The sequence below is a fragment of the Candidatus Accumulibacter sp. ACC005 genome (genome assembly GCF_907163215.1).
Taxonomy (GTDB): domain Bacteria; phylum Pseudomonadota; class Gammaproteobacteria; order Burkholderiales; family Rhodocyclaceae; genus Accumulibacter; species Accumulibacter regalis.
The window spans coordinates 122,118-137,024 of the sequence record NZ_CAJQUB010000018.1 but is presented as its reverse complement, the minus strand read 5'-3'; the positions used below and the strand labels follow the sequence as shown (position 1 = coordinate 137,024).

Here is a 14,907-nt window from a genome sequence, read left to right as displayed (position 1 = left end):
GCGCACATTAATTATTTCGAGTCAGACCATAAGCGCCCTTGAAAAAGTCTTCCGACATTCCTGCAGCCACCCCGTGAGGAAGGACAGTGTCGGAATGTCGGAGAACTTATCTGAGAGCGCTTATCCGTAGCGATCTAGGTCTCTCCCACGCGAGTTCGAAGTTGTTTTTCAACCGCCTCAACAAAATTCTTGATCAAGTCCGCGATGCCCTGGACATAGTCCTTGGTGAAGATCGTTAACTTCTCACCGTCCTTATCAAATCCGTTCCGATGCACGCAGTCGTGCCTCAGCAGGATTGCCTTTAACAAGCCCGCCCTGTCCTGAGCCAAGCCGAGCATGCTCACCTGAAGCGCAGCGCCGTAGAGGAAATCTACCCGCGACAGCTTATGGTAAAGGATCGAGCGCAGGTATTCGCGGATCTCATTCTCGACAAGGTCTGGAGTCTTCGCGATATCGGCCAGAGAGAAACGTTTTTTTCTGAGCTCTTGGTCTTTTGTCATGAGACGGGTCATCGCGGCTTTGTCGGCCAACACAGCCTTCATCAATGTGTCGCCGAGATAGGATTCGAGAGCCGTGATCTGATGCGAGAAGATCATCCGGTTCAGAAGATTGTCACCATCATGGCCACCGAAGTCGGCCAACAGGTCGCCCGTGTGGTGATACGAATCCATGAAGATCGTAAAAGGATTTTTGGGAAGAGTGTAGTCGTCCCATAGATCAGGTTCAGGAACATGCTCGAGACCGTAGTCGAAATCCTCGATCAACTCATGGTCACGAATATCGGTTTGGTGATAATTCTCCACACCTTGTGGGTACTCCCACAGAGACCAGGTCAACATTCCAAGTTCGGGATGTTCGACCGAGGCTTCGTGGTGGAATTCTGTCCCCATCTGCCGTTCATCACCACCCACCGTATCCCAGTCCAGTTCGTGGCTTTCGATCTCATAGATCGACCCGCTTGTCCTGTCTCTGATGCGCGCCACACCATTGCAATATATCTGCATCCCGTTCTCCAATTCTCCGGTGTTTGAATATATCAACTGCATGCTTAAGGATACAAATGTTTTTCTCTGGAGGAGAGTGCTCGATTTCGTGCTCACGCGAAAACAGCCGCAGTGGTCTGGTTTTCCAGACCGGTGCCGCTTCTAGGAAATTTACCACCCGAGTTCGACAGTTCGCCGCCAAAAACAGCGTTTTTCGGGAGGCATCCCACGTAACCATGCGGGTTGCAGGCCGTTTTCTGTCAAAGTCGTGTAGTGGCACGTTTTGGTGTTTTAGGTCTTTACTTGACAAGGCGTTATCGAGTGATAAAGTCGAGGCATGTTCCTCAAGATCACGCGCTCCGGGCCACGCCAGTATCTTCAGCTGGTCGAGGCGTTTCGTGACGATGCCGGCAAAGCCAAGCATCGCACCCTGGTCACCTTGGGCCGTCTCGATCAGATTACCGGCGACCTCGATGCCGTCATCTCCGGCCTGCTGAAAGTCACCGGCCGTCCCGACTTTCTGAATGCCCCGTTGCCGCGCGTCGAATTCGAACCGGCCCGCGCGTTGGGCAACGTCTGGGCCTTGAACGAATTGTGGGAAACCTTGGGCTTTGGCGAACTGCGCCGGGTCTTTCGCAAGACGCGGCACAGCATCGATGTTGAAGCGCTGATTCGCGTCATGGTCTTCAATCGCCTGTGTGACCCGGAATCCAAGCTCGGCGTCCTGCGCTGGCTGGAAACCGTAGCGATGCCGGGCATTGAGGTGGAATCGATCACCCACCAGCATCTGCTGCGCAGCATGGATGCCCTGATGGAGCATCAAGGGGATGTCGATCGGGTGGTGGCCGGTTTGCTCCGCCCCCTGATCGATCAGGAACTGTCGGTGGTCTTCTACGACATGACGACGATACGGGCGGAAGGTGTCTCTGAGCTGGAGGGTGATCTTCGCCAGTTCGGCATGGCCAAGGAAGGACTGATTGCCCGCCAGTTCATGCTGGGAGTGGTGCAGACCGGCGACGGGTTGCCGATCTACCATGAGGTCTTTGCCGGCAATACGGCGGAGTCGCCGACCTTGCTGCCGACGTTGAAGACGGTGCTGGAACGCTTCCCTTCGATTCGCCGCGTGGTGCTGGTGGCGGACCGGGGCTTGCTGTCGCTCGACAATCTTGACGCCTTGTCCGCCATCCGACTGGACAGCGCAGAGCCCCTGGAATTCGTACTGGCCGTGCCGGGTCGGCGTTACCGCGAATTCGTCGAGATCCTGCGTCCCTTTCATGCGCAGCACTGCGTCGAGGCGACCGCGGAAGTGGTTGGCGAATTGTCGTGGCGGGACTTGCGTCTGGTCGTTGCCCACGACCCTGAGGGGGCGGCGGAAAGCCGGATACTGCGGCGGGAGAAGATTCAGGCACTGGAAACGCAAGCGGCGGCTTGGGTCGGCAAACTGGATGCGCAGGATGCCGGGGTGAAGGCACGCGGCAAGCGGCTCTCGGATAGCGGGGCCAAGGCGCGGTTGTATCACGCCGTCAAGGACGGGCGCCTGGCGCATATCGTTCGTGTGGATTTGAAGAACGAGTTGTTCTCCTACGACATCGATCAGGAGGCGCTGGCCTTGGCGGAGTTGATGGATGGCAAGTTGTTGCTGGTGACCAACTGCAAGGATCTGTCGCCGCAGGGTATCGTCGATCGGTACAAGTCACTGGCCGATATCGAACGAGGCTTCCGGGTGCTGAAGTCCGAGATCGAGATCGGTCCGCTGTTTCACCGCTTGCCTGAACGCATCAAGGCGCACGCCTGCCTTTGCTTCCTCGCGCTGATCCTCTACCGCGTGATGCGCCAACGGCTCAAGGCCGCCGACAGCGATCTGTCGCCGGAGCGGGCCCTGGACCACTTGCAGCGCCTGCAGCATCATCAAATCCGCATCAACCCGTCGGGAAAACCCATCCACGGGATCTCCCGTCTGTCTGAAACCCACAACCGCGTATTTGCCGCCCTGAATCTGAAAAAACCCGCTCAGCCACAGCAACTTTCTCTGTTGTAGTACACGTTTTTGAACCCCGGTTCATAACAATCAATAACTTGCGCGTTTAACTGTCGAACTCGGGTTACCAGTGGATCAGCCGGACGGTAGCGCCCGTGATCTTGGCTACGTCCTTGAGGTCAGCTCGTGAAACGGAAGAGATTGTACGGTAGTTCAGTGATATTCGACGATGGGAAATAGCCTGCGCGACAACACAAGTTTGTGTTGTTAGACGCAGCAGCGATTGCCGAACGCGAACCGGCGATGACCGACCTTCGCTTGTCGACACAGGCCCGCCTTCTTGCCTGCTCCAGCGGGTGCTATTGTAATCAACTGTCGCACTAAAATGCCGTTTGCACGAGAATGAAGCGATAATTGTGGACCTTGCTGCGAAAATTTTGGAACGGCTTATGGACATCAAGAAGAATGGTTACCGCGTCGGTGGCAGCGAAGAATGGCTCGACGAGATCCCGGCTGACGGCGCCGAACTGGACGATTTTTCGGCGAAGGCCCGCAAGCGCATAGAACCGTGGTTGTCCGCCGTATTCCAGGCGGAGCACCTTAATCTCCTTCTGGGCAGCGGATTCACCGCCGCCGTCGGCGGCATCGCCAAGGCCGTCGCCACCGGAATGGATGCCACCCCGCTCGGGACTGCATATGACAAGGCCATCGACGCGCATGCCCTCGCTAGCGCGAAGGCTATGGGCCGAGGAGCTGCCAACGTTGAAGATCAGTTCCGCACGGCTCTGGCTGTGCTTGAAGGATTCACAATCACAGGGCCCGCCACGAATCGCGAAGAACTTGAAAAGGCGCTAGGAATTCGTATGTCGGCTTTCCTCGAATCCCTTCTTGCCACGGAAGCCGGTATCGCCGAAGCCGCCGACGTGGACTGGGGCGCGGCCGTGTCGGCGCTTCAGTCCTTCCTTCTCAGTTTCGCCAGTCGCTCGGCTTCCCGCGAGAGGCTCCATGTCTTCACGACGAACTATGACCGTCTCGTTGAGCACGGCTGCGACTTGGCTGGGCTTCGCGTCATCGACCGTTTCGTTGGCGCCCTGGAACCGGTCTTCCGTTCCTCCCGCGTCGACGTCGATTTCCACTACAACCCTCCCGGGATCCGCGGCGAGCCGAGGTTTATAGAGGGCGTAATCCGCCTGACCAAGCTGCACGGATCGCTCGACTGGATGCTCGACCCGCGAACACGCAGCATCGTTCGCCGGGGCATTCCCTTCGGTGCTGGGCCGAAGCGCCCGCTGGTTCCATCGAACCCCATCGACACCGTGATGATCTACCCTAACGCGGCGAAGGATGTAGAAACCACCGAATACCCATACGCCGAGCTGTTCCGCGACATGGCGGCGGCCCTCTGCCGGCCGAACTCCGTGGCGGTGGCTTACGGATATGGGTTCGGAGACGACCACGTCAACCGCATCCTGCTGGACATGCTCTCCATCCCTTCCACTCACGTCGTCGTCATTGTCTACGCGGCGGACGATCGCCTGATGACGTTTCTGGGCAAGGCCGGACGGGCGGCCCAGATCTCGCTGCTCGTCGGTCCCCATTTCGCCGGACTGCCAACGCTCGTCGAGCACTATCTACCTAAGCCTGCCATCGATCACATCACTGGACGGGTGGCCGAATTGCTGAGAAACCGCGCCCCACTCAAAGAGCACGAGCCGGCGACGGGGCCAGGAAGTGTTGAGGATTTGCTCTAAATGGCCAGCCCCGTAGAGCTCCTCGCGGGCCTTGTCGTCGGAACCGTCGAATCCGTGGCGCCGGACGATGTGCGCGTCCTGCTCGATCCGGACGCCCCGCTTTCAACCTCCTTCAACACGGGAACCCCGGCCTCATTCCCGAGGCTGAACGGATACATCCTCATTCCGAACGAGGCCGGCGCCACGGTCGGCTTTGTCTCTTGGATGGGCATAGAGCGCTCCCCCTATCCGAAGCGCTCCAGCTCGAACGATCTGGGGCTAATCGATCTGCCCTTCCCTGCCCGGAAGATGTCTGTCAGTCCCGTCGGCACCTTAAGGACTCGACGGGACAGGACTACCGGCCGCAACGTCCACGAACTTTCGCGCGGGGTTGTCGCATTCCCGTCTGTCGGCGACCAAGTGCTCATCCCGACTCCGGATCAGGTGGCCGCCATCGTTGGCGCGAACGACCGCGAGCGGCGAGTAAAAATCGGCTCATCGCCGATGGCCGCCGACACGCCGGTCCTGGTGGATCCGGATAAGATATTCGGACGCCACTTGGCCGTTCTCGGAAACACCGGCAGTGGCAAATCCTGTTCGGTCGCCGGTCTCGTCCGCTGGTCGCTTGAGGCCGCCAAGGAGGCGCGGGCGAAATCCGGCCAGGCGGGTGGACCGAACGCCCGATTCATCGTCCTTGATCCGAACGGCGAATACGCAAACGCGTTCTCCGACCTCGGCGACTCGGCTAGGCTGTTCCGCGTGCCACCGGTCGCCGTTGACGAAAAGGCGCTGGGCGTTCCCGCATGGATGTGGAATGGGCACGAATGGGGGGCAGTCGCTCATGCTCAGCCCGGTGCCCAGCGGCCGCTACTCCTCCAAGGTATCCGAGAATTGAAAAGCGGCCAGACCGAGGGAGTGCCTCGCGAGGCCTTGATAGGCCGCTACGTCTCGTCCTACTCGATCCGCCTATCAGCGATGCTCTCCCAAGGAAGCCAAGCGTTCGCGGGGTCCCCCCGTGCAAGATTCGATTGCGCGAGGCTTCTCGAAGCGATCGCTTCTGACATGGCGTCATTCGCGGAGTCGATAGCTGAAGGGGTCGAGTCGGCCCAACTCGTTTCCATTTCTGAAATGGCTACGGCGGTCGTGACTAGCCGGCGCTCCGGCAATTTTTTCAACGACTTTTCGGTGACTGACGTGGAAAGCGTGCGGAGCGACCTCGATGCGCTCAGCAAGCTTCTTCCGGTGCTGCCGCAAGCCTCTCCAGTAGGAGAGGACGCTCCGACCTGGTTCGATGTGAACCTTCTGGCGGACCACCTTGAACGCATTGCCGCCGAGCAGGGGGGCAACCTCGCTGGCTTCATCTCGACGCTAGGCCTGCGCATTCGCGGAATGCTAGCGGATCCGCGACTGAGTGCCGTGATCGGCGGCGGAGAGGAGACTTCCTTTTCTGGTTGGCTTGAGGACTACGTTGGGGGCGACGGCGCGGAGAACGGACCAATCGCTGTGATAGACCTCTCCCTCGTTCCATCCGAAATCGTCCATATCGTCGTGGCAGTGCTGGGACGCCTAGTGTTCGAGTCCCTGCAAAGATACCGGCGCCTGCGGCCCGACGGAAAGCCACTCCCAACAGTTATGGTGCTTGAAGAGGCCCATTCCTTCGTGCGCCGTGGACGAGAAGATGATTTGCCCTCGGCCGCGTCGCTCTGCCGCGAGACCTTCGAACGAATAGCCCGAGAGGGGCGCAAGTTTGGCCTCGGCCTTGTGGTCTCCTCACAGCGCCCTAGCGAACTTTCGGCAACTGTTCTTGCTCAGTGCAACACCTTTCTGCTTCACAGGATCGTCAACGACGTGGATCAGGATCTCGTTCGCCGACTGGTCCCCGACAACGTCGGCGGCCTGCTCCGGGATCTTCCGAGCCTTCCCTCTCGCCAGGCCATCCTTCTCGGCTGGGCCACCCCGATGCCTGTTCTCGTGGAAATGTCGGAACTGCCCGAGTCGCAACGTCCTCACTCAGAGGATCCAGATTTCTGGTCAGTCTGGACTGGCGATCGTGAACGGAGTGTGAACTGGGAAGCAGTGGTCGCCGACTGGGTTGGCGTACCCGGGACCATCTCAGAAAACGGAAAATAAAGCACGCTAAGCTTCAGTTGCCGTTTCGTGACGATGCTTTGCCAGCAGTCGAACCACGGTGGAAGGATGTACCCGAAACAACCTGGCGGCGTCAGCGCCGGTCTTGCGGCCTGACGTGACCAGGTCGATCACTTCCTTTTGTTGTTGAGAGGTTAGCTTCGCGCGACGGCCCCCAATCCGGCCTTGCTGCCGGGCGGCGTCGAGGCCCGTCCGGGTGCGCTCGCGCAACATGGCGCGCTCGAACTCGGCGAACGAACCGACAATCTGCATCATCATTCGGCCGGCGGGCGTGGAAGTATCAATCGCTTCGGTCAGGCTCTGGAAGGCGGCCACCGCCCCGTCAATCTTCTCGAGAGTCACGAGCAGGTCTTTGAGCGAACGGGAAAGCCGGTCGAGCTTCCACACGACGACGACGTCACCTTTGCGTAAATGCCCGAGTAGACGGTGCAGCTCCGGGCGATCCCAGCGCCCCCCGGACGCTTTCTCCTGGAAGACCCTTTCGCACCCGGCGGCCTCAAGTGCACCGATCTGAAGTGCGGTGTCTTGATCCTGGGTAGAAACGCGGGCGTAGCCGATGCGCATGATTGCAAATTCCTGTTGCCATTCATTTCTATTTTGCAATACGTTTTTGCAACCCGCAAGGCCTTGTGCTGAGGTGATTGGCTTCGCCTTGCGCAAAGGAACGAGAGTGCAACAACCGGACGCGACACGACCCTCACCCACCCGATGCTTTACCTTGAAGAGAAAGCCTCAGCCGCGCCCTCGCCAGCCGACAAAACGGGCATGATCGCGCATGCGACACATTCGGCTCGCAGATGTACATGGCCTGACACCTCACACAACGCTGCCACCCGACGATCCTCGATCGCACATCCCTGATCGCGTACCACGCGGCATTGATGTCCAGGCCAGCGCTGCCGACACGACCATGCACTTCCCACGCCGACAACAGCATCGCTGCAGTGACCGACCGACCATCCCCCTCGTCAAGACGGTTGTAGAGGGCAACGAAACTGGAGAGCTTGGCCAGCATCATTGGGTTGGTGATGAAGGGTCGGACGGAGTCCGGCAGTTTCCCGTTGTGCGGACTTTCACCGTGCAGCTGCCGCCAGCGCATGCGCAGCGGCTTCGGATGGATGTTCGTCAGGTAATGAACGATCGGCACGCGCAGGCGCAAACGGATCAGCTCATGGGCCACCCGGCTGTTTTCCAACTCATCAAGGGCAAGCAGCGCCGACATGACCGTTAGAGAAGCGTCGCTTCGGCGTAGGTGCTCTTCGCATCCCTGGGCATCTGCAGCAGCCGCTCGAGCGCCGAGTCCGTCAGTCGGAAGGTGTAGAGCGACACGGGGACTGTCTCCGCCAGCTCGTCAATTTCGTCCATGTCGAGCGAGGCCACCTTCTCGATCACGGCACGGGGTAAGCCGGTCATGATCTCTGCCGCCCTTCCCTCCCGCGCCAGCTGGCGCGTGAGCAGCAGGAACTGCCTATTGATTTTGAGTACGTCGCGCTTTTCCATGATAGACAATCAAGAAGTTGCCACATGAACGCATTCTATATTACACTTGAAGCATAGTACAACCACAAATCGGATGATCTATGATGAAGATCGACTCCACAGCAGCCGCCAACGGCAACCCGGTGGCAGAAATCCTTGAAGCGCTGATGAGCAAACATCGCCTGAATCAGACCGAGTTGGCCCATCGTTCGGGTGTCTCGCAGCCGGCCATCAACCGAATTCTCAGGGAGCGCTCGAAGGCCAAACATCCGCGGCAGGACACGCTCGAAAAGCTCTCCTCCGAGCTCGGGGTCACGCCGGATCAGTTGGCTGGCCGGGAGCCGATCTCCGCCCACATGCTCGCCAGTGGCGTGGTGCCGGTGCTGAGTTGGGAACAGCTCTTGCCCACCACCTCGCCGCGAGACTGCGGTCAGGGTGCAGGGCTGGCTTGCCCCGTTGAGCACAGCGACGAGGCTTTCGCCCTTCCAGTGGTCGGCGAGGCGATGAACGGAAATGACGGCTACCGCGAAGGCGAGATCCTTTTCGTCGACCCGCGCGTTCCCGCGGCGCACGGTAAGGATGTCGTGGTGCTCCATGGGGAAACCGCCCTCTTCCGGCGGCTGGTGCTCACGCCGGAAGGCCGTTTTCTCAAGACGCTCAATCCCAACTGGCCGACACCGATCATGCGTCTGCCCGACGACGCCGTTGTTCGCGGCACGGTGGTCTTTTCCGGTCGGCTTCGCTGATCATTACGTTCGCCAGGCAGCTTTGTAATTAGCAATTACACTTGGCCGTTCATCGCCGGCCTGCTGCAGACAAAAAAATACCCGCCGAGGTGGCGGGTATTTTCTGTCAGATCAGCCCCCGCTCTGCGAAGGACATGACTGCAGTATCGGCCACGATGAAGTGGTCGAGCACCCGGATGTCGACGAGCGCCAAGGCGTTCTTGAGCTCGCTGGTCAGCAGCTCGTCGGCGCGTGACGGCTCGGGACTCCCCGAGGGATGGTTGTGCGCCAGGATGACGGCACAGGCGTTGTGTTTCAGGCCGGCCTTGACGACTTCCCTGGGATAGACCGACGTCTGGGTCACCGTCCCGCGAAAGAGCTCGATCCCGGCGATCAGCCGGTTCTGCCCATCGAGCCACAGCGCGACGAAACTCTCGTACTCCTGCCCGCCAAGAAACAGACGCAGGTAATCGCCAACAGCCGTCGGTGAAGACAAGCTGACAGGCGATTCCGCAAGCTCTTCCGCCAGGGCGCGCCGAAGGAGTTCCCGGGCCGCCATCAGTCGGTCAGGCACGGCATAGGGAAGGACCTCCTGGGCCGCGCCAAAGGCAGTGGTCTGCCGAGGCGCGCGCAGCCCGAAAATCTCGGCCAGCGAGCGGGTGGCGAGCAATGCTGCCTCGTCGCCGAGCACGATCGAAAGGAGTTCGCGGTTGCTTGAATGGATCATCTGGGGTGCCTCCAATAGAAAAACGGGGCGGCACCCTCCCCTTGCGGGACGATGCGCGCCCCGCGGGGTTCAAAGATTGCGGCTTAATGCGTTACGGTTGGCTGGCTAACGGGTCTACCGGCTTCGAGGATCTTCTGGCTGGCGCTGAAGATCCGCTGTGCCGATCTTTCCGGGAGCTGACCGTTTTTGAGCCACGACTGGATATAACCTCGCGACTCATCACGGCCTGGCAACTCAAGGATCGAACACAGGAGAAAGGCCACGCCTTCGGCCTCGGCTTCGCGAACACTTCTTGGCGTCGACGGAGCGTCATGGCAGTCGCCTTCCAGGGTGTGCCCGAGAACGACGTGAGCCATCTCGTGAAAACGCGTCGAGTGGGGATGCTCGGCCAACTGACTGACCGCGATGCGGCGCTGAACCGCGTAGCCCTCGACATTGCCGTCCAGGTAATCGAAGTGCTCCAGCGTGATGTCCAGCGCGGCCAAAGCCGCTTCGGCATCCCAATGGGGCGATTCGACAGGCTCGGCGTAGGCCTCACCTTCGGTCTGCTCCAGGCTGAACCAGCGCGGCGCCAGTTTGAAGCGCGTAAATACCTCTTCGCTGCCGCCGGCATCGCCGGAGTCGTCAGAAACCGCGTTCGTGCCGCGACGTTTGACGGTGATCGGCATCCACAGCGAGAGTGCTTTCTGTCCCTTGCAAACGGACCGACCCAGGGCTTTCCAGCGACTGAAGCTCGCGATGGGCGACAGGGGCAGGCACTTTTGCCGAAGCTGGATGGCCGCCAGAATCTGATTGCCGACGCTGAAGCGGTGAAACCGGCGGAAAGCCTGACTGACGATCCCGGGCTCGGTGAGGGCCTGTTCGAGAAGGGGTGCGAATTTGTCGTACATGGTGCCTCCAGTGAAAAACGGGAAGGCGCCGTCCCCGTCGGGGAGCGATACACTCCCCGTGGGATGGAAAAAACCGGCCAAGGCCGGGTAAGTCTGCTGCGTTAGCAGCGGCTGATTGATGAGCCTGCGGAAAGGGCAAATTCCCGTGCCTCGACGGCATGCGGACCGAGAAACCTGGCGCGTGTACCGTCCGGTTGACGAACGAGGATTCGGCCGACGACGAGGATCTGTTGTCGCACGCCGATGTCCCCTTCGAAGCGGGTTTGCAGGTATTGCCGGTAGTCGCCCTGCCATCCGACTGGCGGTGCGAAAGGCCCGAAACCGCCTGGCTGGGTAGTGATCCGGCTGAAGTCGATGACGCCGTACATGGTCACCTCCTCGTCAGGCGGCCCGGGTGAGCGCCTTGTCGACGCTGCCGAGCGTGGGAAAACCTGCTTTCCCTGCGAGATTGAACACATCGAGCCAATCGACCCCTTTTTGGCCGTCGGGAATCGTGAGCGCTGGCGCAATCGCACCGGCTTGAATCCCCATGGCCCAGAGCCGAGTCACCAATGCCCTCGCCGCTTCCTGTCCATGTCCGGACGGGTGCTGTCGCGACGGCCGGTCCTTGTCGGCGAAGACCAGAACCTGGCGCACTCCTGGAGGAGGAACAAAGGTTTCCAGAAGGTGAGCATTTCCGGTCGCCCAGGCGGGCAGACCGGTGGCTTCGATGACGGCAAGCGCGGTTTCGATGCCCTCGGTCACCGCCAGGCGACTCCCGGGAGCAATCAACCGAATGGCGCCGCCGGTGAGCTGTCGCGCCGAGGGATGGCGCATCAGCTTCTTGGGCGCGTCAACCGGCGCCTTGTGGCCATCGACCGTCAGGTAGCTACGATGGAGAGTCACTGCATCGCCCCCCTGCCCGGTGACCTGGGCGAGGATGGCTGGATGGCGCCCCACGAGACACCGATCGGCGTAGTAACCCAGCGCGGGATGAAAGCGCAGGGTTTGTGGTGCCGTTGCAGCCAGACCGCGCCGCGCCAGGTAAAGACGCGCCGGCTCGGCTTGCAGGTGCGTTAGCGGGAGGGATTCCCGCCACGTGCGATTAAGGTGTTCGCTGCGGGTGGCATCGTCGGACGTACCACTTGCGACCGACGGCCATTGCCTGTGCGTGCTGCTGACGGACTTGCCGCCGACATGCTCGGCCACTTCGCGGATCGTGCGACTGAAATCCCAGTCGTTGACCCACATCAGCAAAGACAAGCCGTCGGCAAAAAACCCGCAGGTGTTGCAGACGCCGCCGCCGGTTTGTTCGACGTCAGGAAAAACCCGAAAGCCATCCCGACCACCATGGACCGGACAAGGGACATGCTTCCCTCGCCGCTCCACAGCCTCTTTCAACGCCGGCGCCAGATCGGGTAGAACCCGCTCCCAGCGCCCGCGTGCGTCCTCCTTGACGCTCTGTGTTTGATAAGCCTGTTTCATTGCAGGTGCCTCCATGGAATGTCCCGGACGGGACCTTCCGAAGCACCCCATGCCGGGGTCCTGGGGAAGGCCACGGCAAGGCCGGTTGGAACGTTCCGCGCGGCATGAAGGTAGCCCTGCCGGGATACGCTTCCCCGGCGGGGTCATGATGCTGTTTGTTTTCTCGTGGCCAGCTACCACACATCCATCCTGCGCCTTACGGTGCGGGATCGAAACTCAATGGGCTGTTCGCAGGAGGCTCACCGAACCCCCTCCGAAAAGCCCCGGCACGGCGGCCGGGGAAAGTGCTGCAGGGGAGGAAACAGCTACGATGTTACGCAGGCACTTCGGTCTACAGCGGGCGAAATGCGTCCTGATAGGATCGAATTCGACAGAGCGTCTCGGTACGTAAGGACGAACGGCGCGGTTGAATGCGCTTTCCAACGACCTCGCTTTGCCAGCACCACGGAGCGGCGCTAGCGGCGGCGTAAAACCGCACGAATTTGGCGGCAAAAATTGGCGGCGGAATTTGGCGGCGCGAGCGACCACAATCAGCGTCGGGTGTTTGCTTTGAAGCGGGCATTCGGAACGCGGCGCTCTACGTCTGGTTGTCGGCCAAAGCGGTCATTGGCGCCACACTGCGTGGACGGCCGGTATGAATTGGTTACCGGACCTATCGATCGAGAGGATCCCTGGTCAGATTTGGTTCAGGCCAAGGCCCGGAAACGCCGGACGGTGTTCGTCGCCGCTGCCAGCAGGAGGGCAGCGGCGTTTTGTTGGGTGGCCATTGGTGTTGGCTTGCTTGCCAGCGAGAGACGTGTCCGCGATGCCGGTACGGTTAGCGGGTCAGGTCACCAGAAAGTCAGCGTTGGTCAGTGCGGGAGCACCACTAAGCTGAAGTTCCAATCGCTCGCAGCCACGAGCGAAGTGCCAAACCTCTGTTTTTTTTTGACAAATCCGTTCAAGAGACGGCTTTTTTGGCTTCTATGTGTAGTCACTAAATAGTATTGACAAACATCGTTTTGTGTTCTACATTTTGAGCATGCCTGCTCGAACTGGAACCGCTCACGTCGTCACTACGACCCGCAAGTACAAGGATCGGGTCTATCACACCCACCTGCTGCGTCGCAGTTATCGCGAGGGCGGCATGGTCAAGAACGAGACGCTGGGCAATCTTTCGCATCTGCCCGATGCGCTGATAGATATCATCCGCCGATCGTTGCAGGGCGAAACCTTTGTGCCGCTGGCAAAGGCCTTCGAGATCGAGCGCTCGCGCGGCCACGGACAGGTGCAGGCCGTGTCAATGGCCATGCAGCGCCTGGGATTCGCGTCGTTGATTGCCAGCAAGCCGTGCCGCGAGCGTGACTTGGTTCTGGCGATGATCGCTTCGCGCATCGTGGCGCCGCAAACGAAGCTGGCCACGACCCGCTGGTGGCACACGACGACGCTGGCCGAGGACTTCGCGGTGAGCGACGCGAACGAGGACGACCTGTACGCGGCGATGGACTGGCTGCTGCAACGCCAGGCGACGATCGAGAAGAAGCTTGCCAAGCGCCATTTGAGCGCCGGCGGCCTGGTGCTCTACGACCTGTCGTCGAGTTACTTCGAGGGAACGACGTGTCCGCTGGCCAAGCGCGGCTACAACCGCGATGGCAAGCACGGCATGCTGCAGGTCAACTACGGCTTGCTCACCGACGCGCGGGGGTGCCCCGTGGCGGTGTCGGTGCATGAAGGCAATACGGCGGACAGCACGACCTTCCTGCCTGAAGTGCAGCGTCTGCGCACGAGTTTCGGCGTCGAACGTATGGTGATGGTGGGTGATCGGGGAATGATTTCGCAAAAGGCGATCCAGGAGATGCGCGACAGCGACGGCATCGGCTGGATCACGGCACTCAAGGGGGTCTCGATCCGCCCATTGATCGAACAGGGACAGTTGCAGCTGGGTTTGTTTGACGAGCGCAATCTGCTCGAACTGAGCTCTCCGGACTATCCCGGCGAACGCCTGGTGGCCTGCCGCAACCCGCAGCTGGCGAAGCTGCGCGCGCACAAGCGTGAGGCCTTGCTGTGTGCGACCGAGAACAAGCTCGAAACGATCAAGGTTCGAGTGGCCGGCGGACGGCTCGCCGGCAAGGATGCGATTGGCGTGTGCGTCGGTAAAGTGGTCAATCAGTACAAGGTCGCGAAGCACTTCGAACTGATCATTGACGAGGCGACGTTCTCCTTCGCGCGCAAGGCGGAGAGCATCGCTGCGGAAGCGGCGCTGGATGGCCTGTACATCATTCGCACGTCGCTACCCGCCACGGAAATGAGCGGCGCTAACTGCGTGCGCAACTACAAGTCGCTGGCCAATGTTGAGCGTGCTTTCCGCTCGCTCAAGACGATCGATCTGAAGGTCCGTCCGATTCACCACCGTCTCGCGGATCGGGTGCGCGCACACATCTTCCTTTGCATGCTCGCGTACTACGTCGAGTGGCACATGCGCGAGGCCTGGCGCGAACTGATGTTCGCCGATACCGATCAGGAGGCCAAGGCAACCCGCGACCCGGTGGCGCCAGCGACGCGCTCCGAAACGGCACTGGCCAAGATTTCCCGGCACGCCCTCGACGACGGTACGCCGGTGCACAGCTTCGCAACCTTGATGGCCGATCTGGCGACCCTGGTGCGCAATACCTGCCGCTCTCCTCTGGCCGCGCCAGACGCCCCGACCTTCGACATCCTGACCACTCCCAGCGCCAAGCAACAGCGCGCCATGAATCTCCTGGAACAGATCACCGTGTAGTCAGAAGCCGGAAACCCCCTTTCAT

At 60.5% G+C, this 14,907-nt stretch carries 13 protein-coding genes; 5 read left to right on the top strand and 8 right to left on the bottom strand.

Translation table 11 applies throughout. From position 1 onward, the window contains the following. Window positions 1-134 precede the first annotated feature (134 nt). The gene (locus tag QZ613_RS20675) at window positions 135-1,004 is read right to left on the bottom strand and encodes a hypothetical protein (RefSeq protein WP_291983856.1); all 870 of its coding nucleotides are present in this window, start codon (window positions 1,002-1,004) and stop codon (window positions 135-137) included. A gap of 316 nt (window positions 1,005-1,320) precedes the next feature. Between QZ613_RS20675 and QZ613_RS20670 the strand changes: the two genes are divergently transcribed. The 3 genes from QZ613_RS20670 (at window position 1,321) to QZ613_RS20660 (ending at window position 6,821) form a co-directional block, all read left to right on the top strand. Next, window positions 1,321-3,021, top strand: coding sequence for an IS1634 family transposase (locus QZ613_RS20670; protein WP_291983853.1), 1,701 nt, complete (start codon window positions 1,321-1,323; stop codon window positions 3,019-3,021). Window positions 3,022-3,410: 389 nt separating this feature from the next. Further along, window positions 3,411-4,712 (top strand): SIR2 family protein, encoded by a 1,302-nt coding sequence (locus QZ613_RS20665; protein WP_291983850.1) that lies wholly within the window; start codon window positions 3,411-3,413, stop codon window positions 4,710-4,712. Continuing rightward, window positions 4,713-6,821: a DUF87 domain-containing protein gene (locus tag QZ613_RS20660; protein WP_291983848.1), complete on the top strand. Its 2,109-nt coding sequence runs from the start codon at window positions 4,713-4,715 to the stop codon at window positions 6,819-6,821. It abuts the gene before it with no gap. Between the two features lie 6 nt (window positions 6,822-6,827). Here the strand turns inward: QZ613_RS20660 and QZ613_RS20655 are convergent, their stop codons facing one another. From QZ613_RS20655 to QZ613_RS20645, 3 genes are all read right to left on the bottom strand, one after another. Then, window positions 6,828-7,403 carry a recombinase family protein gene (locus tag QZ613_RS20655; RefSeq protein ID WP_291983846.1) on the bottom strand — a complete coding sequence of 192 codons (576 nt, stop codon included), beginning with the start codon at window positions 7,401-7,403 and terminating at the stop codon, window positions 6,828-6,830. A gap of 133 nt (window positions 7,404-7,536) precedes the next feature. Continuing rightward, window positions 7,537-8,061, bottom strand: coding sequence for a FlhC family transcriptional regulator (locus QZ613_RS20650; RefSeq protein WP_291983844.1), 525 nt, complete (start codon window positions 8,059-8,061; stop codon window positions 7,537-7,539). A 5-nt stretch (window positions 8,062-8,066) separates the two neighbouring features. After that, window positions 8,067-8,339 carry a hypothetical protein gene (locus QZ613_RS20645; RefSeq protein WP_043569162.1) on the bottom strand — a complete coding sequence of 91 codons (273 nt, stop codon included), beginning with the start codon at window positions 8,337-8,339 and terminating at the stop codon, window positions 8,067-8,069. 80 nt (window positions 8,340-8,419) lie between these two features. Here QZ613_RS20645 and QZ613_RS20640 point away from each other — a divergent pair, with 80 nt between their 5' ends. Further along, a complete protein-coding gene (locus tag QZ613_RS20640; protein WP_291983842.1) occupies window positions 8,420-9,064 on the top strand; it encodes a LexA family transcriptional regulator in 645 nt (214 codons plus the stop codon). 106 nt (window positions 9,065-9,170) lie between these two features. Here QZ613_RS20640 and radC read toward each other — a convergent pair whose 3' ends face one another. The 4 genes from radC to QZ613_RS20620 all read right to left on the bottom strand — a co-directional run bounded on the left by radC (window position 9,171) and on the right by QZ613_RS20620 (window position 12,124). Then, the gene (gene radC / locus QZ613_RS20635; protein ID WP_291983840.1) at window positions 9,171-9,770 is read right to left on the bottom strand and encodes a DNA repair protein RadC; all 600 of its coding nucleotides are present in this window, start codon (window positions 9,768-9,770) and stop codon (window positions 9,171-9,173) included. An 83-nt stretch (window positions 9,771-9,853) separates the two neighbouring features. Continuing rightward, window positions 9,854-10,660 carry a DUF1738 domain-containing protein gene (locus QZ613_RS20630; protein WP_291983838.1) on the bottom strand — a complete coding sequence of 269 codons (807 nt, stop codon included), beginning with the start codon at window positions 10,658-10,660 and terminating at the stop codon, window positions 9,854-9,856. A 101-nt stretch (window positions 10,661-10,761) separates the two neighbouring features. Then, window positions 10,762-11,028 (bottom strand): hypothetical protein, encoded by a 267-nt coding sequence (locus QZ613_RS20625; RefSeq protein ID WP_291983836.1) that lies wholly within the window; start codon window positions 11,026-11,028, stop codon window positions 10,762-10,764. Window positions 11,029-11,041: 13 nt separating this feature from the next. Next, window positions 11,042-12,124 (bottom strand): primase-helicase zinc-binding domain-containing protein, encoded by a 1,083-nt coding sequence (locus QZ613_RS20620; RefSeq protein ID WP_291983834.1) that lies wholly within the window; start codon window positions 12,122-12,124, stop codon window positions 11,042-11,044. A gap of 1,021 nt (window positions 12,125-13,145) precedes the next feature. Between QZ613_RS20620 and QZ613_RS20615 the strand changes: the two genes are divergently transcribed. Beyond that, window positions 13,146-14,882 (top strand): IS1634 family transposase, encoded by a 1,737-nt coding sequence (locus tag QZ613_RS20615; RefSeq protein WP_291983832.1) that lies wholly within the window; start codon window positions 13,146-13,148, stop codon window positions 14,880-14,882. Window positions 14,883-14,907: the final 25 nt, after the last annotated feature.